The following is a 24698-nucleotide window of genomic DNA, read 5'->3' on the forward strand; positions in this document are numbered from 1 at the left end:
GATTTACCAACGTTGCTTGTCGAGGGAAGGGGTGTCGCCAATGGCAGGAAAGCGCTTGATCACGCAATCCGGTTCAGCGCCGCCGGCGCTTGCGAGCGCGGCCAGCGAATGGCCCGCGGCGCGGGGCCGCGAGGGGGAAAACTGCTTTTGACGCAGGCCGTCGCGCTGCTGGCGCAGTGCGAAAGATGGGCTGGTAAGTGCTGTCATGCCGGTACAGGGGCAAACCCTGTGCCAGGCTGGAAAAATGCTTTCAGATCAACGACTTGGAGCGATCCGAAGGCGTTTTTCGGGGCCCGAGGCCGCCGGACGGCCTCAAAACCCCTGTTTTTGTCGCCGAATCCCGACAAGCCGCGAGGGCGGGTAGGGATAGGCCATATAAATCAACGACTTAGCAGCGTCGCTACTCGGCGACAGCGTCGCTGCCCCCAGCGACAGCGTCGGCCTTGAAGTGCCCGGGAGTGAGTTCGTGCTTCTGCAGCAGCCGGTAGAACTCCGTGCGATTGCGGTCGGCCAGGCGGGCCGCGTCGGCCACGTTGCCGTCCGTCAGTTTCAGCAGGCCGACGAGGTAGTCGCGCTCGAAACGCTGCTTGGCCTCGGCGTAGGTCTGCACTTCGACCGTCGGCACGCGTAGCGCCCGCTGCACCAGCGCCAGCGGAATCAGCGGCGAGCTCGACAGCGCGCAGACCTGCTCCACCACGTTGTAGAGCTGTCGCACGTTGCCCGGCCACGCGGCCATGGTCAGCGCCTTCAGCGCCTCCGGCGCGAAGCCCGAGAGCCGCTTGCCGTACTTGGTCGACAGGCGCTGCAGGAAGTGGTTGGCCAAGAGCGGAATGTCTTCCCGGCGCGCCGACAGCGGCGGCAGCGTCAGCGTCACCACGTTCAGGCGGTAGTACAGGTCCTCGCGGAACTGGCCTGCCTCCATCGCGGCGTCGAGGTCGCGGTGGGTGGCCGAGACGATGCGCACGTCGACCTGGATCGACTGGCTCGCGCCCAGCGGCCGCACGGCGCGCTCCTGCAGCACGCGCAGCAGCTTGACCTGCAGGGCGGGCGGCATGTCGCCGATTTCGTCCAGCAGCAGCGTGCCGCCGTCGGCCTGCTGGAACAGGCCCTTGTGATTGGCGTGGGCGTCGGTGAAGGCGCCCTTCATGTGGCCGAAGAGTTCCGATTCGAGCAGCGCCTCGGGGATGGCGCCGCAGTTGACCGCCACGAAGGGCTTGTCGGCACGCGCGCTGGCCTTGTGGATGGCGCGCGCCAGCATTTCCTTGCCGGCGCCGGAGTCGCCGCGCAGCAGCACCGAGGCGTCCGACTTGGCGACCATGCGCGCCTCGGCCAGCAGCTCGGCCATGCGGTTGCTGCGGCTCACGATCTCGGAGCGCCAGCTGTCGTCGCCGGCTTTGCTCGGGGTGGCGGCGGGGGCGCCGAGCGCCAGCGCCTGCGCGATCTTGTCGAGCAGTTCGCGCCCGTCGTAGGGCTTGGTGAGATAGGTGAACACGCCGCGCGCCGTGGCCTCCACCGCGTCGGGAATGGTGCCGTGCGCGGTCAGCAGGATCACCGGCAGCGAGGGATGGCGCTTGCGGATCTCGTCGAAGAGCTGCAGGCCGTCGCGCCCGGGCAGGCGCACGTCGCTCAGCACCAGCTGGGGATGTTCGATCTCGAGCTGCGTGAGCGCCGTCTCGGCCGAGGTGACGGCCGTGACCTGGTAGCCCGCCGAGCTCAGCCGCATCGACAGCAGCCGCAGCATGTCCGGGTCGTCATCGACCACGAGGAGGCGGGCGCCGGTAGTACTCATCGAAAAACCTCCGTGCTTCGCACTACGGTGCGGGCTTGCCTGGTGCGGCCCGGCGCTGCGCTCATTGATTGGGCTTGGCGCTGGGCGGCGCGGCCGGCATGGCCGGTGCCGGGTTGTTGTTGGGCCGTGCAAAGCTGCGCTCGATGGCGCGCAGCGCTTCGATGCGGTCGTTGAGCTGGTCGATGCGGCGCTGGCTGTCGCGCAGCGCCTGCACCTGCTTGTCGCGGTCGTCCTCGACGCGGCGCTGCTCCACGTAGCGCGCGGCCAGCGCGCGCGCCAGCGGCTGCAGCGCCTGCGCCTCGGGCGCGGGGTTGGAGATCACGCGCTGCAGCAGGCCCAGCGCGCGCGCCAGGTCGGCCGGCACGCGGGTCTGCGAGAGCAGCAGCGCCAGCTGCATCTGCGCCGTGGGCGAGTCGCCGGGGTCGCCCACGCGGGCGATCTCCGCGCTGAGGTCGGCGCCGCTGAGCGGGCGCACCTTGTCGGCGTACGACAGCATCGAGGCCACCGGCCCCTGCAGCATCGTCGTGAACAGCGACGCGGCAGGCTGCGTGGCCGGCGCCTTGGGCTCGGCCTCCACCGGCATCACGCGCGGCACGACCGGCGGCGGCGGCAGCGCATCGGCCTCCGCGGGCGGCTTGGGCTGCGAGGCGCAGGCGGCCAGCAGCAGGACGAAAGGCACGGTCATCGCCCCGGCGAAGGAGGAACGGCGGACGAACGGAAAAGACATGGGTCGAAGAAAGGACGCGAGGCGGTCGGACAGTATCTGGAGAGGGGTGCCGGGGCGGTCAGGCCGTGCGCGGCAGTTCGATGCGGAAGCGGGCACCTGGACCGCCGGGCTGCAGGGTGATGCGGCCCCCGTGGGCTGCAATGTACTCCTGCACGATGGAAAGTCCGATGCCCGTGCCCTTCACGGTGTGTTCGGGCTGGCGCTCGCCGCGGAAGAAGGGTTCGAAGATCCGGTCGCGATCCCCCTCGGCGATGCCCGGCCCGGCGTCGTTCACGTCGATGTGCACCGCCTCGGGCGTCTGCGACACGGCCAGCGTGATGACACCGCCGGTTACCGAAAAGCGGATGGCGTTGCTCAGCAGGTTGGCGATGGCGGTGCCGAGCTTGGCGCGGTCGACCGTGACCGTGACGGGGTCGCCCTCGGCGCGCACACGCAGCCCGTGCGACTGCCACTGCAGGCGCTGGGCCTCGATCTGTTCCTCGATCAGCGGCAGCAGCTCGGTGCGCTCGCGGCGCAGCTCGCGCGCCTCGAAGGCGGCGGCGTTGAAGCGCAGCAGCGCCTCGATCTGGCCCTGCAGCGACACGGTGTTCTGGTTCAGGATCTGCGCGACTTCGAGCTGCGCCGGGTTCAGCGGGCCGGTCACGCCGTCTTCCAGCAGAGACACGCCCTCGCGCAGCGCGGCCAGCGGCGTCTTCAGCTCGTGCGACACGTGGCGCAGGAAGCGCGCCTTGTCGGCATCGAGCTCGGTCAGGCGCAGCCGCAGCCATTCGAGCTGCTGCGACACGCGCCGCACGTCGGCCGGGCCGCGGATGTCGATCGGCTCGTCGAGCCGGTTCTGCCCGAGTCCGACGATGGCCTGCTCCAGCCGCTTGAAGGGCCGCGCCAGCCAGATGCCGAAGGCCAGCGCCAGCACCACGGCCAGCACGCTGGCGGCCACCACCTCGCGCATCAGCCGGCGGCGCGCGTTCTCGATGCGCCGGGCCAGCGCGTCGTTCTGCGTCTCGATGAGGAACTGCGCCTGCTGCGCGATGTTGGTGTTGAGCGCATCGAGCTCGCGGAACTGCATCGCCATCGTGCTCTCGCGGGCCAGGGCGCTGTCGGCGCTGCCGCTCATCAGGCCCTCGATCACGCCGAGCTGCGTGCGCCACATGTCGATGCCGGCGGGCGGCAGGCCGTTCTTCTCCAGGCGCTCGAGCACCTGGTGCGCCTCGCGCGCGGCGTCGTCGAAGCGGCGGCGCAGCACGGCGTCGTTCAGCACCAGCGACTGGCGCCCGGCGCGCTCCATGGCCGCGCTGCGCTCGGCCAGCGACTGGGAGGCGCCCGACAGGCGCAGCGCGCGCGCGGCCGCGTCGCGGCTCTGCGTCATGAGCGCGTCGTACTGCAGCACCGAGCGCAGCGCCACGCCCACCAGCAGCGCGGTGATCAGCAGGAAGGCGAAGAGCAGGAGCTGCTGGAACGAGCCCCGTATGGACGGTCGCTTCGCCATCAGTGGTGGGCGAGCGCCATCGGCGATTCGTTCGTCACCACTTCGCCGCGCAGCGTGTAGGCCAGAGAGCGGGTGATGCGCAGGTCGATCATCTGGCCGACCAGCCGGGCGTCGCCCTCGAAGTTGACGACGCGGTTGCAGACGGTGCGGCCCATGAGCTCGTTCGCATCCCTGCGCGAGGCGCCTTCCACCAGCACGCGCTGCGTGGTGCCGACCAGCGCCTGGCCGAAGCGCTTCACGTTGGCGTCGATCACGGCCTGCAGCGTGTGCAGCCGCGCGAGCTTCGCTTCATGCGGCGTGTCGTCGTGCAGCGCGGCCGCCGGCGTGCCGGGGCGCGGGCTGAAGATGAAGCTGAAGCTGGCGTCGAACTGGCAGTCGTCGATGAGCTTCATCATCTTGTTGAAGTCGTCCTCGGTCTCGCCGGGGAAGCCGACGATGAAGTCGCTGCTGAGCGCCAGCTCGGGGCGGATGGCGCGCAGCTTGCGCACCGTGCTCTTGTATTCCATGGCGGTGTAGCCGCGCTTCATGGCCATCAGGATGCGGTCGCTGCCGTGCTGCACCGGCAGGTGCAGGTGGCTCACGAGCTGAGGCACCTTCGCGTAGGCCTCGATCAGGCGCGGCGTGAACTCGTTCGGGTGGCTGGTGGTGTAGCGGATGCACTCGATGCCGGGGATCTCGGCCACGTATTCGATGAGCAGCGCGAAGTCGGCGATCTCCGACGTATCGCCCATCCTGCCGCGGTAGGCATTCACGTTCTGGCCCAGCAGCGTGATCTCGCGCACGCCCTGGTCGGCCAGGCCGGCGATCTCGACCAGCACGTCGTCGAGCGGGCGGTTCACTTCCTCGCCGCGGGTGTAGGGCACCACGCAGTAGCTGCAGTACTTGGAGCAGCCTTCCATGATCGACACGAAGGCGGTGGCGCCTTCGACGCGCGCGGGCGGCAGGTGGTCGAATTTCTCGATCTCGGGGAAGCTGATGTCCACCTGCGGGCGGTCCAGGCGCTCGCGGTCGTTCAGCATCTCGGGCAGGCGGTGCAGGGTCTGCGGGCCGAAGACGATGTCGACGTAAGGGGCGCGCGCGATGATGGCCTCGCCCTCCTGGCTGGCGACGCAGCCGCCCACGCCGATCTTCACGCCCCTGGCCTTCAGGTGCTTCACGCGGCCGAGGTCGGAGAACACCTTTTCCTGCGCCTTCTCGCGCACCGAGCAGGTGTTGAACAGGATGAGGTCGGCCTCGTCGACGTTCTGGGTGGGCTCGTAGCCCTGGGCGGCGTTGAGCACGTCGGCCATCTTGTCCGAGTCGTACTCGTTCATCTGGCAGCCGAAGGTCTTGATGAATACTTTTTTTCATGGGAACTCTCTCTCGTGGCCCCCTGCTCGAAGCGGGGGCACGGCGGCCGGGCGCGCGGGAACCTGCCGCGCCGGCCGTCTTGTTGCTTGCTTACTGCGTGTTGAGGGTGTCGTTCGAGGTGAACGGCCAGACGTTCAGGAACGGCGTGTTCAGCGATTCGCGGCTGGCGGTGGCTTCGTCGGGCGTGAGGATCCACACCTCGCGCAGCAGGCCGGCGGCGTCGCGCGTGTAGTTGACGAGGTACTTCTGGCCGATGATGGCCCCGGGCATCACCAGCATGTTCTGGCCGCTGCGGATGCGCGCGCCGGCGCCCAGGCGGTCGGGCTTGCCGTCGAGTTCGACGTCGGGTGCGTTGGTCACCATGAACTTGCCGCGCAGGGTGCCCACGGGGAAGACGCGGCCGCCCAGGAGCGACTCGTTCTGGGTCTGGGGGCGGGGGACTTCGTCCTGTGCGCTGGCGGCCGCCGGGAAAAGGACTGCAGCAGCAATGGTTGCTGTGCAAGCCGCTATGAAAGTGAGAGCATTCGTGGATTGTTTCTTGCAGCGGTTCATGGGGTTTATCCAGAGGCTGTGGACCGGCGATTTTAGCGAGGGGCCCCTGTTCGCCTCGGCCGGCACAGCGAGTAGTGCGACTTTCGGTTGACCTGCTTTACATTTCTTTACGGGCCCCATGATCACCAGGAGTCGGCCGCTGATCCAATAGTCGGTGTCAGCCCAAAGTGCACAAGAACCCATGAAGAAAAATGTCGCCGTCGCCCTTGCGGGCGTGTTGATCGTAGCCGTCGCTGGCGGGTGGTGGAGCATGTCCGGAGACAAGTCCGCCACGCAGAATGCCAAGGCCCCGAACGCCAAGGGCGGCGCCGCGGCCGGCGGCGGCGCGCCCGCGCTGGTGACGCTGGCCACGGCGAAGAAGCAGGACGTTCCCGTGACGGTGCAGGTCAACGGCAGCGTGGTGTCACTCAACAGCGTCGACCTGCGCCCGCAGGTGACCAACACGGTGAGCGCGGTGCACGTGAAGGAGGGCCAGTTCGTCAAGGCCGGCCAGCTGCTCTTCTCGCTCGACGACCGCAACGACCAGGCCAACCTGGCTCGCGCGAAGGCCCAGCAGCAGAAGGACGAGGCCACGATGGCCGACCTCGAGCGCCAGTACAGGCGCAGCCAGGAGCTGGTGGCGCAGAACTTCATCGCCAAGAGCGCGGCCGACGCCACGCTCTCGCAGCTCGAGGCGCAGCGCGCCGCCGTGGCGGCCGACCGCGCGGCCGTGCAGTCGGCGCAGGTGGCGCTGGGCTATGCCACGCTGCGCGCGCCCATCGCGGGGCGCATCGGCGCGGTCAACATCTACCCGGGCACGCTGGTGCAGCCGACGCTGTCGCTCGTGACCGTCACCCAGCTCGACCCGATCGCGGTGAGCTTCCCCGTGCCCGAGGCCAACCTGCAGGACCTGCTGGAAGCCGCGCGCTCGCGCTCGAAGGTCGAGGCCGTCGTTCCCGGCCGCAGGGAGCCGCTGAACGGCACGCTCGACTTCGTCGACAACACCGTCGATCCGACGATCGGCACCGTGCGCGCCAAGGCCGTGTTCGCCAATGCCGACCAGAGCCTGTGGCCGGGCCAGTTCGTGGCCACGCGCATCACGGTGCGCACGCTCGGCGGCGCCACGGTGGTGCCGGCCGCGGCGCTGATGATGCTGTCCGACGGCGCCTCGCTCTACGTGGTCGACCAGGCCAAGACCGCCACGCGCCGCAAGGTGAAGGCGCTGCACACCTTCGGCACGCAGGTGGCCGTGAGCGGCGTCGAGCCGGGCGAGCAGGTGGTGATCGAGGGCAGCCAGAACGTGCGCCCGGGCGGCAAGGTGCGCGTGGACGAGAAGGCGCCCGCCGCCGCCCCGGGTGCGCCGGGCGCGCCTTCCAACGGCACGACGGGCGTCACGCCCGGCAGCGCTGCGTCTTCCGACGGCACTGACGCCAAGTCGCCGCGGCAGGAACGCGCATGAGCCGCCGGGCCGCTCCCAAGGCGAATGCCGCAGCGCGAAGCGCGGAGGTCGACCGATGAACATTTCGGAGCTCTGCATCCGCCGTCCGGCGATGACGGTACTGCTGTCCGCCGCCGTGGTGGTCATCGGCATCTTCGCGTACTTCAGCATCCCCGTTGCCGCGCTGCCCAGCTACAACACGCCGGTCATCAACGTCAACGCGCAGCTGCCCGGCGCCAGTCCCGACACCATGGCGTCCTCGGTGGCGCTGCCGCTGGAAAAGCAGTTCTCGACCATCCCGGGCCTGCAGACCATCAGCTCGGTGAACACGCAGGGCGTGACCTCGCTCACGCTCGAATTCGTCAGCAGCCGCGACATCGACGCCGCCGCCGTCGACGTGCAGGCCGCGCTGCTGCGCGCCCAGCGCCAGCTGCCGCAGGAGCTGACGCAGCTGCCCTCGTACCGCAAGGTGAATCCGGCAGACGCACCGGTGCTGTTCATCGCGCTGATCTCTCCGTCGATGAACCCGTCGGAGCTCAACGACTACGCCGAGAACCTCATCTCGCCCACGCTCTCGACCATCGACGGCGTGGCGCAGGTGGGCGTGTACGGCCGCAAGGCCTTCGCGGTGCGCATCAAGGCCAACGCCGATTTGCTCAACGCGCGCAACATCACGCTCGACGAGCTGGCCAAGGCGGTGAACACGGCCAATGCCAACACGCCGGTCGGCGTGCTCGATGGCCCGCGCCAGACGCTCACCATCCAGGCCAACCGCCAGCTCATGAAGGCGGCCGATTTCGCCAAGCTGATCGTCGGCCAGCGCAACGGCTCGCCGGTACGGCTCGACGAGGTGGCGACCATCGAGGACAGCTTCGAATCGGTAAAAACCGCCAGCAGCTTCAACGGGCAGGACTCCATCTCGCTGGCCGTGCAGCGCCAGCCCAACGCCAACACCGTGCAGGTGGTCGATGCCGTACGCGCGCTGATCCCGCGCTTCAAGGCGGAGCTGCCGCAGTCGGTCGAGATCCAGATGGTGAACGACCGCTCCATCTCCATCCGCGAGGCGGTGCACGACGTTCAGCTCACGCTGCTGGGCACCATCGCGCTGGTGGTGCTGGTGATCTTCCTGTTCCTCCACCGGCTGGTGGCCACGCTCATTCCGGCCGCGACCATCCCGATTTCGCTGATCGGCGCGGTGGCGCTGCTCTACGCCTTCGGCTACAGCCTGGACAACATCTCTCTGCTGGGCATCACGCTCGCGGTGGGCCTGGTGGTGGATGACGCGATCGTGGTGCTGGAAAACATCATGCGCTACGTCGAGAAGGGCATGGACCCGTTCGCCGCCGCGCTGCGCGGCGCGCGCGAGGTGGGCTTCACCATCGTGTCGATCTCGATCTCGCTGGTGGCCGTGTTCATCCCGATCTTCTTCATGCCGGGCGTGATCGGCCTGCTGTTCCACGAGTTCGCGGTGGTGGTGGCGCTGGCGGTGCTGGTGTCGGCCGTGGTGTCGCTCACGCTGGTGCCGATGCTCGCGAGCCGGCTGCTCAAGCAGGTGCCGCGCAAGGAAGGCGCCCTCGACCACGAGGAAGAGCACCCCGAGCCCGGCACCGCCATCGGCCGTGCGTTCGAGCGCGGCTACCGCAAGGTGCATGCGACCTACATGAGCACGCTGGACTGGACGCTGGGTCACCGCAAGGTGATGCTTCTGATGGCGGCGCTCACCTTCGTCATCACCGGCTGGCTGTTCGCGACCATCCCGAAGGGCTTCTTCCCCGAGGAGGACATCGGCCAGATCCAGATCACCACCGAGGCGGCCGAAGACATCTCCTTCACCGCCATGAAGGCGCTGCAGGACCGCGTGGCCGCCGCGCTCAAGGACGATCCGAGCGTCGACTACGTGAGTTCCTTCGTCGGCGTGGGTGGGCCCACCGCCACGCAGAACTCCGGGCGCCTGTTCGCGGTGCTCAAGCCGCGCGGCGAGCGCCCGCAGATGTCGAAGGTGCTCGAGTCGTTGCGCCAGCGCTTCCGCGAGATCCCGGGCATCGCCGTGTACATGCAGCCGGTGCAGAACCTGCGCCTGGGCGGTCGCCAGAGCAAGGCGCGCTTCCAGTACACGCTGCAGAGCGTGAACGCGGGCGAGATGGTGCCGTGGGCCACGCGGCTCATGGAGCGCATGCGCGCCGACCCCGACTTCCGCGACGTCACCAGCGACTCGCAGAACCGCGGCCTGCAGGCCACGCTAGACATCGACCGCGACAAGGCCGGCGTGCTCGGCGTGGCCGTGGGCGACCTGCGCACTGCGCTCTACAACGCGTATGGCGACCGCCAGATCGGCAGCATCTACGGCGCGAGCAACACCTACCAGGTGATCCTCTCGGCCGCCGACAACGACCGCCAGTTCGAGGAAGACGTCTCGCGCCTGTCGGTGCGCAGCACCACCGGCAAGCTGGTGCCGCTGTCGGCCTTCTCGACCGTCAAGCGCACCGTCGGGCCCACCGCGGTGAACCACCAGGGCCAGCTGCAGGCGGTGACGGTGTCGTTCAACCTCGCGCCCGACGTGCCGCTGGGCAACGCGACCGCGAAGATCGACCGCTTCAAGGAAGAGCTGAAGATGCCTGCGTCGATCATCACCACCTACGGCGGCGATGCGGCGGTGTTCCAGAGCTCGCAGTCGAGCCAGGCCGTGCTGCTGGTGCTGGCGGTGCTGGTCATCTACGTGCTGCTGGGCGTGCTCTACGAGAGCTACATCCACCCGATCACCATCCTGGCGGGCCTGCCCTCGGCCGCGGTGGGGGCGCTCATTTCGCTGAAGATCTTCGGCTTCGACCTCACGCTGATCGCGACCATCGGCATCCTGCTCTTGATCGGCATCGTGAAGAAGAACGCGATCATGATGATCGACTTCGCCCTGGAAGCGCAGCGCACCGAGGGCATGAAGCCAGTGGACGCCATCCGCGAAGCCTGCCGCCTGCGCTTCCGCCCCATCCTGATGACCACGCTGGCCGCGCTGATGGGCGCGCTGCCGCTCGCACTGGGCCTGGGCGCCGGCGCCGAGCTGCGGCAGCCGCTGGGCGTGGCGGTGGTGGGCGGGCTGATCTTCTCGCAGGTGATCACGCTGTACATCACGCCGGCGATCTACCTCGCGCTGGACCGCTACAGCGGCACGGGGCCGATGGTCGATCTGCCGGGAGAGGCGCAGGCAGAGGTGTCGCACTCGCAGCACTCCCACGCCTGAGCCCCGCCGGAGACAAGAAGAGAAGAAGAGGCGGGCTTCGCGCCCGCGCTCCCTGTTCAGGTCGTGGTTTCGTCGAGCGCGTCGCCTATCAAGTGCGCGGTATCGCTCCAGCCCACGAGGCTGAACCCCTCGCTCGTCCACAGCATGCGATTGATGGCCGCGTTGCCGAGCTGCCAGGTGCGCGGCGCCTGCAGTTCCTGGCGGGTGGCTGCGCGGTACAGCACGTCCATCACGCCGCCGTGCGCCACCAGCACCACCAGTTCGCCCGGATGGCGCGCCGCCAGTTCGGCGGCCACGCCCGTCACGCGGTCGCGGAAGGTCAGGAGGCTCTCGCCGCCCTCGGGTTCGAATTCGGGGTCGCGCTCGCGCCAGCGCCTGGCTTCCACCGGCAGCGTGGCCTCGATCTCGGCGAAGCTCATGCCCTCGAAGGTTCCGAAGGCGCGCTCGCGCAGGCGCGGCTCTGGCTGCACGGCCAGGCCGTGGGGCTCGGCGATGGCCTGCGCGGTCTGCCAGGCGCGGGAAAGGTCGCTGGCATAGACGACGCCGATGGGCTCGTCGGCCAGCGCTGCGCCCGCGCGCTGCGCCTGCCAGACGCCGGTGGCGTTGAGCCCGATGTCGAGCTGGCCCTGTATGCGGGTGTCGACGTTCCAGGCGGTCTCGCCGTGGCGAACGGCGATCAGGCGGGTGGGTTCTTCCATCCGGGGAATTTTAAAAGCCGCTATTTCCGGGCCTGCTGAGCCGTCGGCAGCTCGATGTTGACCCGGCGCTCGCCCTGCGGCGGGTTCGGGAAGCCCTGCAGCGCCGCCTGGAACATCACCGGCAGGATCGCCGCGCTGGAGGTGTAGGGGCCGTCGTTGCGTGCGCGGGTCTCGTAGACCACGCGGTTGGTGCCGGCCTCGCGCAGCACGATGCTCACCTCGCGCTCGTACCAGGGGTTGGCAGGCGGCGCGAACGCCGGGCCGCCATACCAGCCGCCGCCGTACCAGCGCCGGCCGTAGTAGCCATAGCCGCCGTAGCCGTAGCCCCAGGGGCCGTTGTAGAGCCACGGGTCGGCCCAGGGCGAGAGGCCGGCCGTCACGCGCGCGCCGATCTGCGCGGTGTACTGGGCCTTGGCATCGTCGCGGCGCAGGCCGACCTGGTCGAGCGCCGCGCCGGCCATGGCTTCGAGCGATTCCTGCCGCGCGCCGTCGGCCTGCTGCGAGGGCAGGCGGTCGAAGCGGTAGGTGGCGCCGGGCGCGATGGCGCCGGGGGAGGCGAAGCTCTTCACGTCGCTGTCGACCACCCAGGAGGTGGCGCAGCCCGTGAGGCTTGCTGCGAGAAGAAGAGCCGAGAACGCAGATTTCATGAGGGTCTCCGGGCACGGGGTGCCCCAAATTCCCCTGGGTTGCCCGTTCAGCCCTGGACGATGCGCAGGGCGGCAGGTGCCTGGGAGAGCAGATCGAAGGAAGGCGGGTCGAAGGCCTTGTCGCCCTCGTCGTCCGCCACGCCGGTCGCCTTCAGACCCTTGAAGTCGTGCCGCGTTCCGTCGAGCAGGTGCGAAGGCACCACGTTCTGCAGCGCGGTGAACATGTTCTCCACGCGGCCGGGATATTTCTTGTCCCATTCGCGCAGCATTTCTCCCACCTGCTTGCGCTGCAGGTTCTCCTGGCTGCCGCACAGCGTGCACGGAATGATCGGGAACTCGCGGTGCTGGGCCCAGCGGATGGTGTCCTTCTCTGACACGTAGGCCAGCGGGCGGATCACGACGTGCCTGCCGTCGTCGCTCACCAGCTTGGGCGGCATGCTCTTGAGCTTGCCGGCGAAGAACATGTTGAGGAAGAAGGTCTGCAGCATGTCGTCGCGGTGGTGGCCCAGCGCGACCTTGGTGGCGCCCAGCTCGTCGGCCACGCGGTAGAGGATGCCCCGGCGCAGCCGGCTGCACAGGCCGCAGGTGGTCTTGCCCTCGGGAATCACGCGCTTGACGATGCTGTAGGTGTCCTGGTTCTCGATGTGGAAGTCCACGCCCAGCTCGCTCAGGTACTTGGGCAGCACCTCCTCGGGAAAGCCGGGCTGCTTCTGGTCGAGGTTGACCGCCACGATGTCGAAGTGGATGGGCGCGCGCGCCTTCAGCTTGAGCAGGATGTCGAGCAGCGCGTAGCTGTCCTTGCCGCCCGAGACGCACACCATGACCTTGTCGCCCTCTTCGATCATGTTGTAGTCGACGATGGCTTTGCCGACTTCGCGGCACAGGCGCTTCTCGAGCTTGTGCGTCTCGCGCTCGATCTTCATGGAATTGGCGGGAGATGAGGAGACGGGGGCGGTGGCGTCGGCGGTGGCGGGCGCCTCGTCGATCCAGACGGCGTTCATGGGCAGGCTGCTTCGGGGAGTCGGGGGAAGGGGGTGATTGTCCCCGATCCCCATTTCACCCGCCACGCTACCCGCCATCCGGCGCTTTTCCGGGGGCTCCCGCCGCCGGGATCGGGCTCTCCGGAAAGGCCTGCCGCATCGCCTCCACGAAGAGCCGCAGCCTCGCCGGATAGAAGCGCGCGTACGGATACACGATGTACACCGGCGCCGGCACCCCGCGCCATCGGGGCGCGAGGTGCACCAGCCGGCCCGCCTCCAGCTCCTCGGTCAGCATCCAGGCCGACGACACCCCGACGCCCGCGCCCAGCACGGCCGCGCTGCGCAGGGCGTAAAGGCTGTCGGTGATCATGCGCGGGCGTATCGGCACCCGGTACACCTCGCCCGTGCCCTCGTGCGTGAACACCACCTCGGTCCGGTAGAAATTGCGCGCCGCCAGCCAGGGCAGGGCTTCGAGCTCGGCGGGGTGCGCCGGCACCGGCGTGCCGGCCCCGAAGAGCGACGGCGCCCCGACCGCGATGCGCGGCACGTCGAAGAGGCGGATCGCCACGGCGTTGGGGTCCGTCACCTCGCCCACGCGGATCGCGCAGTCGACGCCCTCGGCGATGAAATCGGGCGTGTCGTCATGCGGGCTGTCATGCAGCAGCCATTCGACCGTCACCTGCGGATGGCGATTCAGGTAGGCGGCCAGCGGCCCGACCAGCAGCTGCTGCCCGAAGGCATGCGGCACCACCACGCGCAGCCGGCCCTCGGGCTGGTCGCCGACGCCGCGAAGCTCGGCCTCGAAGGCGCCCCAGCTCAGGATCAGCTCCTTGGCGCGGTCGAAGCAGCGCTCGCCGTCCTCCGTGAGCTTCATCGCATGGGTGGATCGCTGCAGCAGCCGCACGCCCAGCGAGCGTTCGAGCGCCTGCAGGCGGCGGCTCACGGTGGGCTGGGTGGTGCCCATCTGGGCCGCGGCGGCCGACAGGCTGCCGGCCTCGACGATGCGAACGAAGGTCTGCATCAGCTCGATGCGGTCGGCCGGAGGAGGGGGCGGGAGAAGCGTGGCCATGCGTCGAGCGTATATCAATTGTTCGGCCTGCAGGGCTACCTTCAGAGTGAAGCAGCTCGCAAACTCCAGCCCTTGCTTCTCGAATCCAAGGGTTTACACCATGTCTTCCATTCAAAATGCGCATGAAAAGCTGCCGGGATCGCTGATCCTGCTGCTGGCTGCCAGCGCCGGCTTCGGCGTCGCGGCGCTCTACTACAGCCAGCCCATGCTGGGCGTGCTCGGCCCCGACATCGGCGCCTCCGCCCGCTCCGTGGGCTTCGTGCCCACGCTCACGCAACTGGGCTATGCGCTGGGCATTCTGCTGCTCGCGCCGCTGGGCGACCGCTTCGACCGGCGCCGCATCATCCTCGCCAAGGCCTCGGTGCTGGTGCTCGCGCTGCTGGGCGCGGCCTTCTCGCCCTCGGTCATGCCGCTGCTGGCCGCGAGCCTCGTCATCGGCCTGGCGGCAACGCTGGCGCAGGACGTGGTGCCGGCCGCCGCCACGCTGGCGCCCGAGGCGCATCGCGGCCGAATCGTCGGCACCGTGATGACCGGGCTGCTGCTAGGCATCCTGCTGTCGCGCGTGCTCGCCGGCTTCGTGGCCGAGCACTTCGGATGGCGCGCGATGTTCGTCGTCGCGGCCGTGAGCATCGCGTTCATCGGCGTGGCCGCGGCGCGCGGCCTCCCGCGCCTGCGCCCGACCACGCACCTGGGCTACGGCGCGCTGCTGGGCTCGCTGGCCGGCCTTTGGAAGCGCCATGGCGCGCTGCGCCGCGCGACCTTCGCGCAGGCCCTGCTGTCGGTGGGCTTCAGCGCCTTCTGGTCGACGCTGGCCGTGATGCTGCATGGCGCCCCGTTCCACCTGGGCAGCGCGGCGGCCGGTGCCTTCGGTCTGGCCGGCGCGGCGGGTGCGCTGGCCGCGCCCATCGCTGGGCGCCTCGCGGACCGTCGCGGGCCCGAGCTGGTGATCCGCATGGGCGCCGCGCTGGTCGCCGTGTCGTTCGCCGCGATGCTGTTCGCACCGCTGCTGGCGACGCCCGCCGCGCGACTGGGGCTGATCGTGGTGGCCGCCATCGGCTTCGACTTCGGGCTGCAGGCCGCGCTGATCGCGCACCAGACCGTGGTCTACGGCATCGACCCCGGCGCACGCAGCCGGCTCAATGCGGTGTTCTTCACGGGTGTGTTCGTCGGCATGGCCACGGGCTCCGCGCTGGGTGCCCTGGTGCTGGCGCAGTGGGGATGGCCGGGCGTGGCGGCGATGGCCTCGCTGTCGGCGCTCGGTGCGCTGGCGGTGCGGATGTGGCCAGCCGCTTCCAAGAAGAAGACAGCCGTTGCCTGTGGCTCGGCTGCCTGAAGTGCAGTGGCAGGGGCTAGCGGTGGCTCACCACTCGCCGGCTTCCATGCGGATCGCCACCTCGCAGTCGTCGAAGATCTCGAGCTTGGCGATCTTCACGCGCACGCCCAGCACGCCGGGCAACTGCAGCAGCCGCTGCGCCAGCTTGCCGATCAGGCTCTCGAGCAGGTTGACGTGCTCGGCGGTGCACTCGTCGATGATGATGCGGCGCACCTTGCGGTAGTCGAGCACGTGGAAGATGTCGTCGTCCTGCGGCAGCAGCGGCTGGGGGCCGAGATTGAGTTCGGCGTCGACCAGGATCGGCTGGGGCGCCGTTTTTTCCTGCTCGAGGATGCCCAGGTTGGCGTCGAAGCGCAGGCCCTGGAGGGTGAGTGTCTGGTGGCCGTGCGAGGGTGTGGACATGGTGGATGGGCTCACATGAGCGAGAAATCGCGCTCGAATTTCATCAGGTGCTGGCCGCCGTCCACCAGCAGCGTGGTGCCGGTGATCGAGCGGTTCTCCAGCGCGAACTTCACCGTGGCGGCCACGTCCTGCGCAGTGGAGGAGCGGCCCAGCGGCGAGAGCTTGTGCAGCTGGGCGAACTTGTCGTCGTCGAGCATGTGGCTCGCCAGCGTGAGGCCGGGCGCCACGCCCACCACGCGCACGCGCGGCGCGAGAGCGAGTGCCAGCAGCGGCGTCGCGGCTTCTAGGGCCGCCTTCGACAGCGTATAGCTCAGGAAGTCGGGGTTCGGGTTCCAGAGCTTCTGGTCGAGCAGGTGCACGACGGCGCCGTGCGCATCGCGCGCGGCCAGGTGCTCGTGCAGCGCATTCGCCAGCAGGATCGCCGCACCGGTGTTGCTGCGCGCATGGCGCTCCATGAGCGCGTAGCCGAAGGTGGAGGCCTCGTCGTGCTCGAAGAGGGCTGCGCTGTGCACCACCGCATCGATGCCGCGAAAGCGCGCCACCACGCGGGGCAGCAGGGCGCGCGTGGCCTGCTCGTCCTCGAGGTCGGCCGCAAACAGGGCCGAATCGCCCGAGAGCGCGGCACAGTCGGCGACGGTCTGCTCGGCCTCGGCGCGCGAGTTTCGGTAGTGCACCGCCACCTGCCAGCCGCCCGCGGCCAGTGCGAGCGCGATCTCGCGGCCGAGCCGGCGGCCCGCGCCCGTGACGAGAACCGTTCGGGGGGAGTTGGATGCGGGGGGAGGCGGGGCTCATGCGGGGAGAGGGAGAATGGCGCTGTGACGACAAAGACGACCCCCAGCAGTTTACCCACCGCCCTCGACCACCTCATCGCGCGTTCCGTCGAGCGCGCGGGCGGCTGGATAGGCTTCGACCGCTTCATGGCCCTCGCGCTCTATGCGCCCGGGCTCGGCTACTACGCCAACACCCTGGCCAAGTTCGGCCACATGCCTTCGTCAGGCAGCGACTTCGTGACCGCGCCCGAACTCACGCCCATGTTCGGCCAGGCCCTGGCCGCGCAGGTGTCCGAGGCGCTGGAGAAGACCGGCACCGACACGGTGTGGGAATTCGGCGCCGGCTCCGGCGCGCTGGCCGTGCAGCTGCTGCATGCGCTCGACGGCATGGGTCGCGGCGACGTGCGCTATCGCATCGTCGACCTGTCGGGCACCCTGCGCGAGCGGCAGCAGCAGGCGCTCGCCGGCCATGCGGGTCGCGTCGAGTGGCTCGACGAGCTGCCCGAATCGATGCAGGGGGTCGTCGTTGGCAACGAGGTGCTCGATGCGATGCCGGTGCAGTTGCTGGCGCGCGTCGGCGGGCAGTGGTTCGAGCGGGGTGTGGTGCGCAATGCCGCCGGCGATGGATGGGCCTGGGCCGATCGCGAGACCGGGCTGCAGCCGCCGGTCGAGGTGCCTGGGAAGCATGACTACCTCACCGAGATCCATCCGCAGGCCAAGGCCTTCGTTGCGACGCTCGCGGACCGGTTGAAGAAGGGGGCGGCTTTTCTCATCGACTATGGGTTTCCCGAGGGCGAGTACTACCACCCGCAGAGGCATATGGGGACCGTGATGTGCCACAGGGGGCACAAGGCCGATGGGGATCCGCTGTCCGACGTGGGGCTCAAGGACATCACTGCGCATGTGGACTTCACGGGGGTTGCGCTTGCCGGGCAGGATGCTGGGTTGGCTGTGCTGGGGTATACGAGCCAGGCGCGGTTTCTCTTGAATTGCGGGTTGCTGGGGGTGATGGAGCAAGGGACCGTTGCTGAGCGGGGGATGGCGGCTCGGCTGATTCATGAGCATGAGATGGGGGAGTTGTTCAAGGTTGTGGGGTTTGGTGTTGGAGAGCCTTGGGATGCGATGGGGTTTGCTGTCGGGGATCGGAGTCATACGCTTTGACCTCTCTTTGATCTTTGATCTTTCATCGCTGAGGGGTGTTTGTTTCCCGAGGCCGGGACTCGCCCCGGCAGGCGACCTACTTTTCTTTGCTTCGCCAAAGAAACGTAGGCAAAAGAAAGGCGACCCCACTGTCTGCGTCCCTCCGCTTCGCTGCGGGCAACCTGCGGTGCTCGCGTTTCGCGGGGTCTCGCAGAACTCGCTTCGCTCAAACAGCTGCGAGCCCTGATCCGCGAAACGCTGCGCTCCTCGGCGCAGCCAGAGGGGAGGGGAGACGTACGGGCCTTTGCTTCGCTCGGCCGCGGGTGCCCAGCAGGCGCTTCGCGCCTGCTGGGCTTGGAATGGGGCGGCGGAGATGTTGACTTGTGTGCGCTGTTGGCCCATCGATACCGGTGCTGGACCTGCATCCTGGGCCGAGCGAAGCGAAGGCCAGTCCAGGTTGTTCAGAAAGCCGAGCGAAGCGATGGCGCGGGGCGCTCCCTTCTGGCTGCGCCGAGGAGCGCAGGCGTAGGAGGGATAAGGGCCGCAGCTGTTTGAGCGCAACGAAGTGGAGCGAGTTCTGCGGACCCCCTCCTACGTCGAGCACCGCAGGTTGCCCGTAGCGAAGCGCAGGGACGCAGACAGTAGGGTCGCCTTTCTTTTGCCTACGTTTCTTTGGCGAAGCAAAGAAAAGTAGGTCGGCCGCCGGGCCGAGACCCGGCCTCGGGAAGCAACGACCCAACAGCTTCTTATCGAGGCAAACGATCGGCGTCTCGCTGAAGCGAAGCCAACGCAAACCCCATCAGTCCCCAAACAAACGCCCCAAAAACAAAGTCATAAGCTAGCAACAAAGAGTTCGTTGGCGATCCCAACCCCGCCCCCTACATTCCCCGGCATGACTGCCGCCCTGACCAGCGAGGTAGAAGCCCCCTCGCAGCACTTCGAAGTCCGCCCCTTCCCCGCCCCCGTAGGCGCCGAAATCCTCGGCCTCGACATCTCGAAGCCCATCAACGCCGAAGACTTCGCCCGCATCCACAAAGCCCACCTGGACCACCACGTCCTGGTCTTCCGCAACCAGCAGATCACCCCGCAGGAGCACATCGACTTCAGCCGCCGCTTCGGCCCGCTCGAAATTCACGTCCTGCACCAGTTCCAGCTGAAGGACCACCCCGAGATCCTGATCGTCTCCAACATCAAGGAGAACGGCGAGCCCATCGGCCTCGGCGATGCAGGTGTCTACTGGCACTCCGACATCTCGTACAAGCCCAAGCCCAGCCTCGGTTCGCTGCTGCACGCGCAGGAGTTGCCGAGCGAGGGCGGTGACACGCTCTTCGCCGACCAGCATCTGGCATGGGAATCGCTGAGCCCCGAGCTGCAGCAGCGCATCCTGCCGCTGAAGGCCGAGCACAGCTACCTTGCGAAGTACGAGGAACTACGCGCCAAGAACCCTTGGCGGCCGAAGCTCTCGCAGGCGCAGATCGACCAGGTCGCGCCCGCCGTGCAGCCGGTGGTGCGCACGCATCCGGAGACGGGGCGCAAGGCGCTCTTCGTCAGCGAGCACTTCACGACGCGCATCGTCGGGCTGCCGCAGGAAGAGAGCGACGCACTGCTCGCCGAGCTGTTCGCGCACAGCGTGAAGCCCGAGTTCGTGTATCGGCACACCTGGGCGCCGCACGACCTGGTGTTCTGGGACAACCGCTCGCTGATGCATCTGGCCGCGGGCACGCCCGACCACCTGCGCCGGCGCCTGAATCGCACCACCATCGTCGGCGACACGCCTTTCTGATTTCCCTTTTCGCTTCCTGATCCAATGAACCGCTTCACCCGCAAAGCCGCCGCGCTCGTCGCCGGCCTCGGCCTCTTGGCCGGCAGCCTCTCCGCGCAGGCCGAAGGCCAGATCCGCATCGCCGAGCAGTTCGGCATCGTCTACCTGCTGCTCAACGTGGCGCAGGAGCAGAAGCTCATCGAGAAACACGCGAAGGCCGCGGGCATCGACGCCAAGGTCGAGTGGGTCAAGCTCTCGGGCGGCTCGGCGGTGAACGACGCGCTGCTGTCGGGCAACATCGAGATCGCGGGCGCCGGCGTGGGGCCGCTGCTCACGCTGTGGGACCGCACCAAGGGCAAGCAGAACGTGAAGGGCGTGGCCTCGCTGGGCAACTTTCCGTACTACCTGGTGAGCAACAACCCGAACGTGAAGTCGATTGCCGACTTCACCGACAAGGACCGCATCGCGCTGCCCGCGGTGGGCGTGTCGGTGCAGTCGCGGGTGCTGCAGTTCGCATCGGCCAAGCTGTGGGGCGACAAGGAATTCAACAGGCTCGACAAGATCAGCGTGGCGGTGCCGCATCCCGATGCGGCGGCGGCGATCATCAAGGGCGGCACGGAGATCACGGCGCACTTCGGCAATCCGCCGTTCCAGGAGCAGGAACTCGCGGGCAACCCGAATGCGCGCATCGTGCTCAACTCGTACCAGGTGCTGGGCGGGCCGTCGTCGGCGACGGTGCTCTACGCCACGGAGAAATTCCGCAGCGAGAACCCGAAGACGTACAAGGCCTTCGTCGATGCGCTCGATGAGGCGGCGAAGTTCGTCACCGCCAATCCCGAGAAGGCGGCGGACATCTACCTCAAGGTTAGCAACGCGAAGCTCGATCGCGACCTGCTGCTGAAGATCATCAAGAACCCCGAGGTGCAGTTCAAGACCACGCCGCAGAACACCTATCCGCTGGCCGAGTTCATGCACCGCGTGGGCGCGATCAAGAACAAGCCGGCTTCGGTGAAGGACTACTTCTTCGACGACGCGCAGAACGTGTCGGGGAATTGATGAGCACTGCCGAGGCGCCTTCGGGTTTGGACTCCTTCCCCCTCTGGGGGAAGGTCGGGATGGGGGCAGGCAGAGCGGTGGGGAAGCCGGCGCCGTCTGCCCCCACCCCAGCCCTCCCCCAGAGGGGGAGGGAGCAAGACGCCAAGGCACAGGCATTGCTGCAGGTCGACAACGTCAGCCTCGAATACCGCACCCCCGAGCGCGTGGTCCGCGCCACGCACCGCGTGAGCTTCGACGTCCATGCCGCCGACCGCTTCGTGCTGCTCGGTCCCTCGGGCTGCGGCAAGTCGACGCTGCTGAAGGCCGTGGCCGGGTTCATCCCGCCGGTCGAGGGCGAGATCCGCCTCGACGGAAGGCGCGTGGCGCAGCCCGGTCCCGACCGCATCGTCGTGTTCCAGGAGTTCGACCAGCTGCCGCCGTGGAAGACGGTGAAGCAGAACGTGATGTTCCCGCTACTGGCCTCGCGCACGCTCGGCAGGAAGGAGGCGGCCGAACGCGCGCTGCACTACCTCGACAAGGTCGGCCTCTCGAAGTTCGCCGACGTGCATCCGCACCAGCTCTCCGGCGGCATGAAGCAGCGCGTGGCGATCGCCCGCGCGCTGGCGATGCAGCCGCGCGTGCTGCTGATGGACGAGCCCTTCGCCGCGCTCGACGCGCTCACCCGCCGCAGGATGCAGCAGGAGCTGCTCGAGCTGTGGGACGAGGTGCGCTTCACGCTGCTGTTCGTCACGCATTCGATCGAAGAGGCGCTGGTGGTGGGCAACCGCATCGCGCTGCTGTCGCCGCATCCGGGGCGCATGCGCGCCGAGATCAACAGCCACGCCTTCACGCTCGACAGCCTGGGCGGTGCCGAATTCCAGGGCACGGCGCAGCGCATCCACGACATGCTGTTCGAGGAAGAAGGGCAGGCAAGCGAGGAGGCCGCCGCATGAGTGCCGTCGTTCCGCCGATCCGCCCGGAATACGAGCGCACGCTCGAGCCCTTCACCGAAGTGCCGGTCGAACGCCGGCTGCCGCTGGGCGAGCGCATCTGGTCGCAGGCCTGGCTGCGCAAGGGGCTGATCCTCGCCGTCATCGCCGTGCTGTGGGAACTGGCAGCCCGCTGGCAGAACAACGACCTGCTGCTGCCCACCTTCACCGCCACCGCGGCGGCGCTGTTCGAGGGGCTTGCCAGCGGCGAGCTGATCGAGAAGGTGCGCATCTCGCTGGCCGTGCTGCTGCAGGGCTACGTCGCGGGCGTGCTGCTGGCCTTCGCGCTCACTACGCTGGCGGTGTCGACGCGCATCGGCCGCGACCTGCTGGATACGCTCACCTCCATGTTCAATCCGCTGCCCGCTATCGCGCTGCTGCCCCTGGCGCTGCTGTGGTTCGGGCTCGGGCGCGGCAGCCTGGTGTTCGTGCTCATCCATTCGGTGCTGTGGCCGCTGGCGCTCAACACCTACGCGGGCTTCCAGGGCGTGCCCGACACGCTGCGCATGGCCGGGCGCAACTACGGGCTCAGGGGGCTGCGCTACGTGCTGCAGATCCTGGTGCCTGCGGCGCTGCCGTCGATCCTGTCGGGGCTGAAGATCGGCTGGGCCTTCGCGTGGCGCACGCTGATCGCGGCGGAACTGGTGTTCGGGGCTTCGTCGGGCAAGGGTGGGCTGGGCTGGTACATCTTCCAGAACCGCAACGAGCTTTATACCGACCGCGTATTCGCAGGGCTCGCGCTGGTGGTGCTGATCGGCCTGCTGGTCGAAAGCCTGGGCTTCAGGACGCTGGAGCGGCTGACGGTGCGGCGCTGGGGGCAGCAGCGCTAGCCTGGCTAGCTGCCGGTCTTCTTCGGCCCAACGGCCTGCCGCAGCGCGCGCAGCTCGCCGTTGAGGAACTCGTTGGCGTCGCGCACCGTGCCGTTGGTGAGCTTGACCTTGTAGGCCTGCCCGGTCATTTCCGAGCGCGAGGCGCAGCGCTCGATGAAGTCCTCGGCCGTGACCAGTTCCTTCTTGAAGTAGTCGTACTTCGCCTGCATGTGCTTGGCCGCGTCGGCGGCGTTGTATTCGGTGCCGTTGCGCAGGAAGATCATCGAGCTCATCTTCGAGACGCGCTGGATCAGCGTGTCGATCAGCTTGTCTTCGGTGTCGGAGGGCGTGGCGTGGGCCAGCAGGGCCGTGGCGCCGAGCACGAGGGCCAGCAGCGCCGAGCGGAGGTGGGTGAAGGAAGCCATTTGTCGTAGTCCCTGGCAAATTTCGGGCCATGCTAGGGCTGGCCGGCCCGGCGTGTCAAACCCCGCCCGGCTCGGGTCTAATCGCAGGTTTTGGCACGCGTTTCCCACTCTTCCATGAGCCCTTCCATTTCCGACCTCTCGCCGATCGCCGAAGCGCTGGCCGATGCCGCCGCCGCCAAGTCGATGCACTACTTCCGCACGCCGCTGGACATCATCACCAAGGCCGACGAAAGCCCCGTCACGCTGGCCGACCGCGCCGCCGAGACGGCCATGCGCGAGATCCTCGGCGCGCGCGTGCCGGCGGACGGCATCTACGGCGAGGAGCACGGCCCCGAGCGGCTGGACGCCGAGCGCATCTGGGTGCTCGACCCCATCGACGGCACGCGCAGCTTCATCACCGGCTCGCCGCTGTGGGGCACGCTGATCGGCGTGCTGCAGGGCGGGCGCGTGGCGCTGGGCATGATCGACATGCCCGTGCTCAAGGAGCGCTGGATCGGCGTGGCGGGCCAGGGCGCCACGCGCGACGGCCAGCCGGTGCGCGTGAGCGGCTGCACCGAAGTGGCCAAGGCCCGCATCGTCACCACCTCGCCAGACATCTTCGCGCCGGCCGACTGGGCCGCCTTCGACAGGCTCAGCCGCCAGTGCGCCATGCGCCGCTTCGGCGGCGACTGCTACGGCTACGCCCAGCTGGCCGGCGGCACCATCGACCTCGTGGTCGAGACCGGCCTGCAGCCCTACGACTACCTCGGCCCGGCCGGGCTGATCGAGGCGGCCGGCGGCGTCATCACCGACTGGCAGGGCCAGCCGCTGGGCCTGAAGTCCGACGGACGGGTGATCGCGGCCGCAACGCCCGAACTCCACCGGCAAGCGATGGCCATTCTCTCGGCCTAGACTCCTGTCCATATGTTTCGCTGGCTGATCGTCGTCGTCCTCGCGCTGGTGCTCATGAGCGGCCTGACCGCCTGGCTGCGCCGCTTCGGCTTCGGACGGCTGCCCGGCGATTTCGAGTTCCGCGCCTTCGGCCGCGAGTGGCAGCTGCCGATCGCGAGCACCATCGTGCTCAGCATGATCGCCGCGCTGGTGGCGCGCCTGCTGTAGGCAGAGCAGAGAAACGAAACAAGGAAAAGACGAACAGCGATGAGAGCCTGCGTAGACATCGGCGGCACCAAGGTGGCCGTGAGCCTTTCCGCTTCGAGCGACGCGCCGCTGATCGGCCGCCGCAGCGAGCCCACGGCCAAGACCGGCGACAACGACGCGGTCGCGGTGCAGATCATGCGGATGATCGACGAGGTCTGCGCGGAGCAGGGGATCGACCCGGCGACGATCGACCGCGTGGGCGTGTCGTCGACGGGGCCCTTCGAGTTGCGCGACGGGCTGGTCGAGCTCGCCACGCCCAACATCTGCGGTGGCATCGCCGGACCTTCGCGCGGCCTGCCCAACTCGTGGATGACCGCGATCATCGAAGCGCCGCTGGTCCAGCGCTTCGGCAGCGTGCGCGTCGAGAACGATGCCGTCGCAGCGCTGGAGGCCGAGCGCCATTGGGGCGCGCTCAAGGGCCTGGACAACTGCGCCTATGCCACCTGGAGCACGGGCGTCGGTGTCGGCCTGTGCGTCGACGGCAAGGCCCTGCGCGGCAAGAACGGGAATGCCGGGCACGCGGGACACAGCTTCGTGGTCGACGATGCCACCGGTGCGCTGTGCGGCTGCGGCAACTACGGCGACGTCGAGGCACTGGTCGGGGGAAACTCGATCGGCCACCGTTTCGGGCAGTCGGCTGCCGATCTGTTCTCCGCCGCATCTGCCGGTGACCCGAAGGCGCTGGAGACGGCGGAGGCGCTGTGCCGCGTGTTCGGCCGGATGCTCTACAACATGGTCGTCGTCCTCGACCTGCAGCGCATCAGCCTGGGCGGCAGCGTTTTCTGGCATCACCGCGACTTCGTGCTGCCACGTCTGCAGGCCCAGGTCGATGGCAGGCTGCTCCCGCTTACGCGCGGCGTGACGCTGGTCCCCGCAGGCCTGGGCGACAAGGTCGGCGACTACGCGGCGCTCGCGCTGCTCGACTGAACGAACGGACGGTCAAACC

At 68.5% G+C, this 24698-nt stretch carries 23 protein-coding genes and 1 pseudogene; 11 read left to right on the forward strand and 13 right to left on the reverse strand.

Features of this window, described 5'->3' with window-relative positions; translation table 11 throughout:
* Nucleotides 1–3: 3 nt before the first annotated feature.
* From ACHMXA_RS08690 to ACHMXA_RS08715, 6 genes are all read right to left on the reverse strand, one after another.
* Complete coding sequence (locus ACHMXA_RS08690; protein ID WP_093056182.1) at nucleotides 4–207, reverse strand: hypothetical protein; 204 nt, start codon at nucleotides 205–207, stop codon at nucleotides 4–6.
* A 193-nt stretch (nucleotides 208–400) separates the two neighbouring features.
* On the reverse strand, nucleotides 401–1789 hold the full coding sequence (locus tag ACHMXA_RS08695) for a sigma 54-interacting transcriptional regulator (protein WP_176667872.1): 1389 nt from the start codon (nucleotides 1787–1789) through the stop codon (nucleotides 401–403).
* A gap of 61 nt (nucleotides 1790–1850) precedes the next feature.
* On the reverse strand, nucleotides 1851–2516 hold the full coding sequence (locus ACHMXA_RS08700) for a hypothetical protein (RefSeq protein WP_395320122.1): 666 nt from the start codon (nucleotides 2514–2516) through the stop codon (nucleotides 1851–1853).
* A 58-nt stretch (nucleotides 2517–2574) separates the two neighbouring features.
* Nucleotides 2575–4002, reverse strand: coding sequence for a sensor histidine kinase (locus tag ACHMXA_RS08705; RefSeq protein ID WP_395320124.1), 1428 nt, complete (start codon nucleotides 4000–4002; stop codon nucleotides 2575–2577).
* Entirely contained in the window at nucleotides 4002–5315 is a 1314-nt protein-coding gene (miaB, locus tag ACHMXA_RS08710; RefSeq protein ID WP_395320126.1) for a tRNA (N6-isopentenyl adenosine(37)-C2)-methylthiotransferase MiaB, read from the reverse strand. Before miaB ends, ACHMXA_RS08705 begins: the two co-directional genes overlap by 1 nt.
* A gap of 127 nt (nucleotides 5316–5442) precedes the next feature.
* A complete protein-coding gene (locus ACHMXA_RS08715) occupies nucleotides 5443–5739 on the reverse strand; it encodes a hypothetical protein (protein ID WP_395320128.1) in 297 nt (98 codons plus the stop codon).
* Between the two features lie 415 nt (nucleotides 5740–6154).
* Between ACHMXA_RS08715 and ACHMXA_RS08720 the strand changes: the two genes are divergently transcribed.
* Both ACHMXA_RS08720 and ACHMXA_RS08725 read left to right on the forward strand, forming a co-directional pair.
* Nucleotides 6155–7342, forward strand: coding sequence for an efflux RND transporter periplasmic adaptor subunit (locus ACHMXA_RS08720; protein ID WP_395321261.1), 1188 nt, complete (start codon nucleotides 6155–6157; stop codon nucleotides 7340–7342).
* 55 nt (nucleotides 7343–7397) lie between these two features.
* Nucleotides 7398–10556, forward strand: coding sequence for an efflux RND transporter permease subunit (locus ACHMXA_RS08725; RefSeq protein ID WP_176667877.1), 3159 nt, complete (start codon nucleotides 7398–7400; stop codon nucleotides 10554–10556).
* Between the two features lie 56 nt (nucleotides 10557–10612).
* Here the strand turns inward: ACHMXA_RS08725 and ACHMXA_RS08730 are convergent, their stop codons facing one another.
* From ACHMXA_RS08730 to ACHMXA_RS08745, 4 genes are all read right to left on the reverse strand, one after another.
* Nucleotides 10613–11254 (reverse strand): histidine phosphatase family protein, encoded by a 642-nt coding sequence (locus tag ACHMXA_RS08730; protein ID WP_395320130.1) that lies wholly within the window; start codon nucleotides 11252–11254, stop codon nucleotides 10613–10615.
* Nucleotides 11255–11274: 20 nt separating this feature from the next.
* A complete protein-coding gene (locus ACHMXA_RS08735; protein WP_395320132.1) occupies nucleotides 11275–11901 on the reverse strand; it encodes a DUF4136 domain-containing protein in 627 nt (208 codons plus the stop codon).
* Nucleotides 11902–11948: 47 nt separating this feature from the next.
* On the reverse strand, nucleotides 11949–12902 hold the full coding sequence (gene ttcA / locus ACHMXA_RS08740) for a tRNA 2-thiocytidine(32) synthetase TtcA (protein WP_395320134.1): 954 nt from the start codon (nucleotides 12900–12902) through the stop codon (nucleotides 11949–11951).
* Nucleotides 12903–12969: 67 nt separating this feature from the next.
* Complete coding sequence (locus ACHMXA_RS08745; protein WP_395320136.1) at nucleotides 12970–13950, reverse strand: LysR family transcriptional regulator; 981 nt, start codon at nucleotides 13948–13950, stop codon at nucleotides 12970–12972.
* Between the two features lie 100 nt (nucleotides 13951–14050).
* Here ACHMXA_RS08745 and ACHMXA_RS08750 point away from each other — a divergent pair, with 100 nt between their 5' ends.
* Nucleotides 14051–15283, forward strand: a complete 1233-nt coding sequence (locus ACHMXA_RS08750) for an MFS transporter (protein ID WP_395320138.1) — start codon at nucleotides 14051–14053, stop codon at nucleotides 15281–15283.
* A 27-nt stretch (nucleotides 15284–15310) separates the two neighbouring features.
* On the opposite strand, the gene ACHMXA_RS08755 is transcribed toward ACHMXA_RS08750, so the two are convergent.
* On the reverse strand, nucleotides 15311–15685 hold the full coding sequence (locus tag ACHMXA_RS08755; RefSeq protein ID WP_126021358.1) for a dihydroneopterin aldolase: 375 nt from the start codon (nucleotides 15683–15685) through the stop codon (nucleotides 15311–15313).
* A gap of 11 nt (nucleotides 15686–15696) precedes the next feature.
* Nucleotides 15697–16458, reverse strand: a pseudogene (locus tag ACHMXA_RS08760) (SDR family oxidoreductase); the annotation flags it as partial.
* Nucleotides 16459–16500: 42 nt separating this feature from the next.
* On the opposite strand from ACHMXA_RS08760, the gene ACHMXA_RS08765 reads away from it, so the two are divergent.
* The 5 genes from ACHMXA_RS08765 to ACHMXA_RS08785 all read left to right on the forward strand — a co-directional run bounded on the left by ACHMXA_RS08765 (nucleotide 16501) and on the right by ACHMXA_RS08785 (nucleotide 22211).
* Complete coding sequence (locus tag ACHMXA_RS08765; protein WP_395320141.1) at nucleotides 16501–17616, forward strand: class I SAM-dependent methyltransferase; 1116 nt, start codon at nucleotides 16501–16503, stop codon at nucleotides 17614–17616.
* 871 nt (nucleotides 17617–18487) lie between these two features.
* Nucleotides 18488–19378, forward strand: a complete 891-nt coding sequence (locus ACHMXA_RS08770; protein ID WP_395320143.1) for a TauD/TfdA dioxygenase family protein — start codon at nucleotides 18488–18490, stop codon at nucleotides 19376–19378.
* Nucleotides 19379–19402: 24 nt separating this feature from the next.
* Entirely contained in the window at nucleotides 19403–20413 is a 1011-nt protein-coding gene (locus tag ACHMXA_RS08775; RefSeq protein ID WP_395320145.1) for an ABC transporter substrate-binding protein, read from the forward strand.
* Between the two features lie 59 nt (nucleotides 20414–20472).
* Entirely contained in the window at nucleotides 20473–21345 is an 873-nt protein-coding gene (locus ACHMXA_RS08780; RefSeq protein ID WP_395320147.1) for an ABC transporter ATP-binding protein, read from the forward strand.
* Entirely contained in the window at nucleotides 21342–22211 is an 870-nt protein-coding gene (locus ACHMXA_RS08785) for an ABC transporter permease (RefSeq protein ID WP_395320149.1), read from the forward strand. The genes ACHMXA_RS08780 and ACHMXA_RS08785 overlap by 4 nt, the downstream gene beginning before the upstream one ends.
* 5 nt (nucleotides 22212–22216) lie before the next feature.
* Here ACHMXA_RS08785 and ACHMXA_RS08790 read toward each other — a convergent pair whose 3' ends face one another.
* The gene (locus ACHMXA_RS08790; RefSeq protein ID WP_395320151.1) at nucleotides 22217–22615 is read right to left on the reverse strand and encodes a DUF5329 family protein; all 399 of its coding nucleotides are present in this window, start codon (nucleotides 22613–22615) and stop codon (nucleotides 22217–22219) included.
* A 114-nt stretch (nucleotides 22616–22729) separates the two neighbouring features.
* Here ACHMXA_RS08790 and hisN point away from each other — a divergent pair, with 114 nt between their 5' ends.
* The 3 genes from hisN to ACHMXA_RS08805 are packed head-to-tail and all read left to right on the forward strand — an operon-like array spanning nucleotide 22730 to nucleotide 24679.
* Nucleotides 22730–23506 carry a histidinol-phosphatase gene (hisN, locus tag ACHMXA_RS08795; RefSeq protein WP_176668492.1) on the forward strand — a complete coding sequence of 259 codons (777 nt, stop codon included), beginning with the start codon at nucleotides 22730–22732 and terminating at the stop codon, nucleotides 23504–23506.
* Nucleotides 23507–23518: 12 nt separating this feature from the next.
* On the forward strand, nucleotides 23519–23713 hold the full coding sequence (locus tag ACHMXA_RS08800; RefSeq protein WP_093196812.1) for a DUF2905 domain-containing protein: 195 nt from the start codon (nucleotides 23519–23521) through the stop codon (nucleotides 23711–23713).
* Between the two features lie 39 nt (nucleotides 23714–23752).
* Entirely contained in the window at nucleotides 23753–24679 is a 927-nt protein-coding gene (locus ACHMXA_RS08805) for an ROK family protein (protein WP_395320154.1), read from the forward strand.
* Nucleotides 24680–24698: the final 19 nt, after the last annotated feature.

It is taken from the genome of Variovorax sp. UC74_104 (assembly GCF_044055375.1).
Classification (GTDB): domain Bacteria; phylum Pseudomonadota; class Gammaproteobacteria; order Burkholderiales; family Burkholderiaceae_C; genus Variovorax.

What these genes read in the sequence shown, in the direction of transcription:
- ACHMXA_RS08705 (WP_395320124.1), bottom strand. Translation starts at nt 4,002, where the DNA reads ATGGCGAAGCGACCGTCCATACGGGGCTCGTTCCAGCAGCTCCTGCTC.
- ACHMXA_RS08785 (WP_395320149.1), top strand. Translation starts at nt 21,342, where the DNA reads ATGAGTGCCGTCGTTCCGCCGATCCGCCCGGAATACGAGCGCACGCTC.
- ACHMXA_RS08700 (WP_395320122.1), bottom strand. Translation starts at nt 2,516, where the DNA reads ATGTCTTTTCCGTTCGTCCGCCGTTCCTCCTTCGCCGGGGCGATGACC.
- ACHMXA_RS08720 (WP_395321261.1), top strand. Translation starts at nt 6,155, where the DNA reads ATGTCCGGAGACAAGTCCGCCACGCAGAATGCCAAGGCCCCGAACGCC.
- ACHMXA_RS08690 (WP_093056182.1), bottom strand. Translation starts at nt 207, where the DNA reads ATGACAGCACTTACCAGCCCATCTTTCGCACTGCGCCAGCAGCGCGAC.
- ACHMXA_RS08695 (WP_176667872.1), bottom strand. Translation starts at nt 1,789, where the DNA reads ATGAGTACTACCGGCGCCCGCCTCCTCGTGGTCGATGACGACCCGGAC.
- ACHMXA_RS08770 (WP_395320143.1), top strand. Translation starts at nt 18,488, where the DNA reads ATGACTGCCGCCCTGACCAGCGAGGTAGAAGCCCCCTCGCAGCACTTC.
- ACHMXA_RS08745 (WP_395320136.1), bottom strand. Translation starts at nt 13,950, where the DNA reads ATGGCCACGCTTCTCCCGCCCCCTCCTCCGGCCGACCGCATCGAGCTG.
- ACHMXA_RS08735 (WP_395320132.1), bottom strand. Translation starts at nt 11,901, where the DNA reads ATGAAATCTGCGTTCTCGGCTCTTCTTCTCGCAGCAAGCCTCACGGGC.
- miaB (WP_395320126.1), bottom strand. Translation starts at nt 5,315, where the DNA reads ATGAACGAGTACGACTCGGACAAGATGGCCGACGTGCTCAACGCCGCC.
- hisN (WP_176668492.1), top strand. Translation starts at nt 22,730, where the DNA reads ATGAGCCCTTCCATTTCCGACCTCTCGCCGATCGCCGAAGCGCTGGCC.
- ACHMXA_RS08780 (WP_395320147.1), top strand. Translation starts at nt 20,473, where the DNA reads ATGGGGGCAGGCAGAGCGGTGGGGAAGCCGGCGCCGTCTGCCCCCACC.
- ttcA (WP_395320134.1), bottom strand. Translation starts at nt 12,902, where the DNA reads ATGAACGCCGTCTGGATCGACGAGGCGCCCGCCACCGCCGACGCCACC.
- ACHMXA_RS08805 (WP_395320154.1), top strand. Translation starts at nt 23,753, where the DNA reads ATGAGAGCCTGCGTAGACATCGGCGGCACCAAGGTGGCCGTGAGCCTT.
- ACHMXA_RS08775 (WP_395320145.1), top strand. Translation starts at nt 19,403, where the DNA reads ATGAACCGCTTCACCCGCAAAGCCGCCGCGCTCGTCGCCGGCCTCGGC.
- ACHMXA_RS08790 (WP_395320151.1), bottom strand. Translation starts at nt 22,615, where the DNA reads ATGGCTTCCTTCACCCACCTCCGCTCGGCGCTGCTGGCCCTCGTGCTC.
- ACHMXA_RS08730 (WP_395320130.1), bottom strand. Translation starts at nt 11,254, where the DNA reads ATGGAAGAACCCACCCGCCTGATCGCCGTTCGCCACGGCGAGACCGCC.
- ACHMXA_RS08725 (WP_176667877.1), top strand. Translation starts at nt 7,398, where the DNA reads ATGAACATTTCGGAGCTCTGCATCCGCCGTCCGGCGATGACGGTACTG.
- ACHMXA_RS08800 (WP_093196812.1), top strand. Translation starts at nt 23,519, where the DNA reads ATGTTTCGCTGGCTGATCGTCGTCGTCCTCGCGCTGGTGCTCATGAGC.
- ACHMXA_RS08755 (WP_126021358.1), bottom strand. Translation starts at nt 15,685, where the DNA reads ATGTCCACACCCTCGCACGGCCACCAGACACTCACCCTCCAGGGCCTG.
- ACHMXA_RS08750 (WP_395320138.1), top strand. Translation starts at nt 14,051, where the DNA reads ATGTCTTCCATTCAAAATGCGCATGAAAAGCTGCCGGGATCGCTGATC.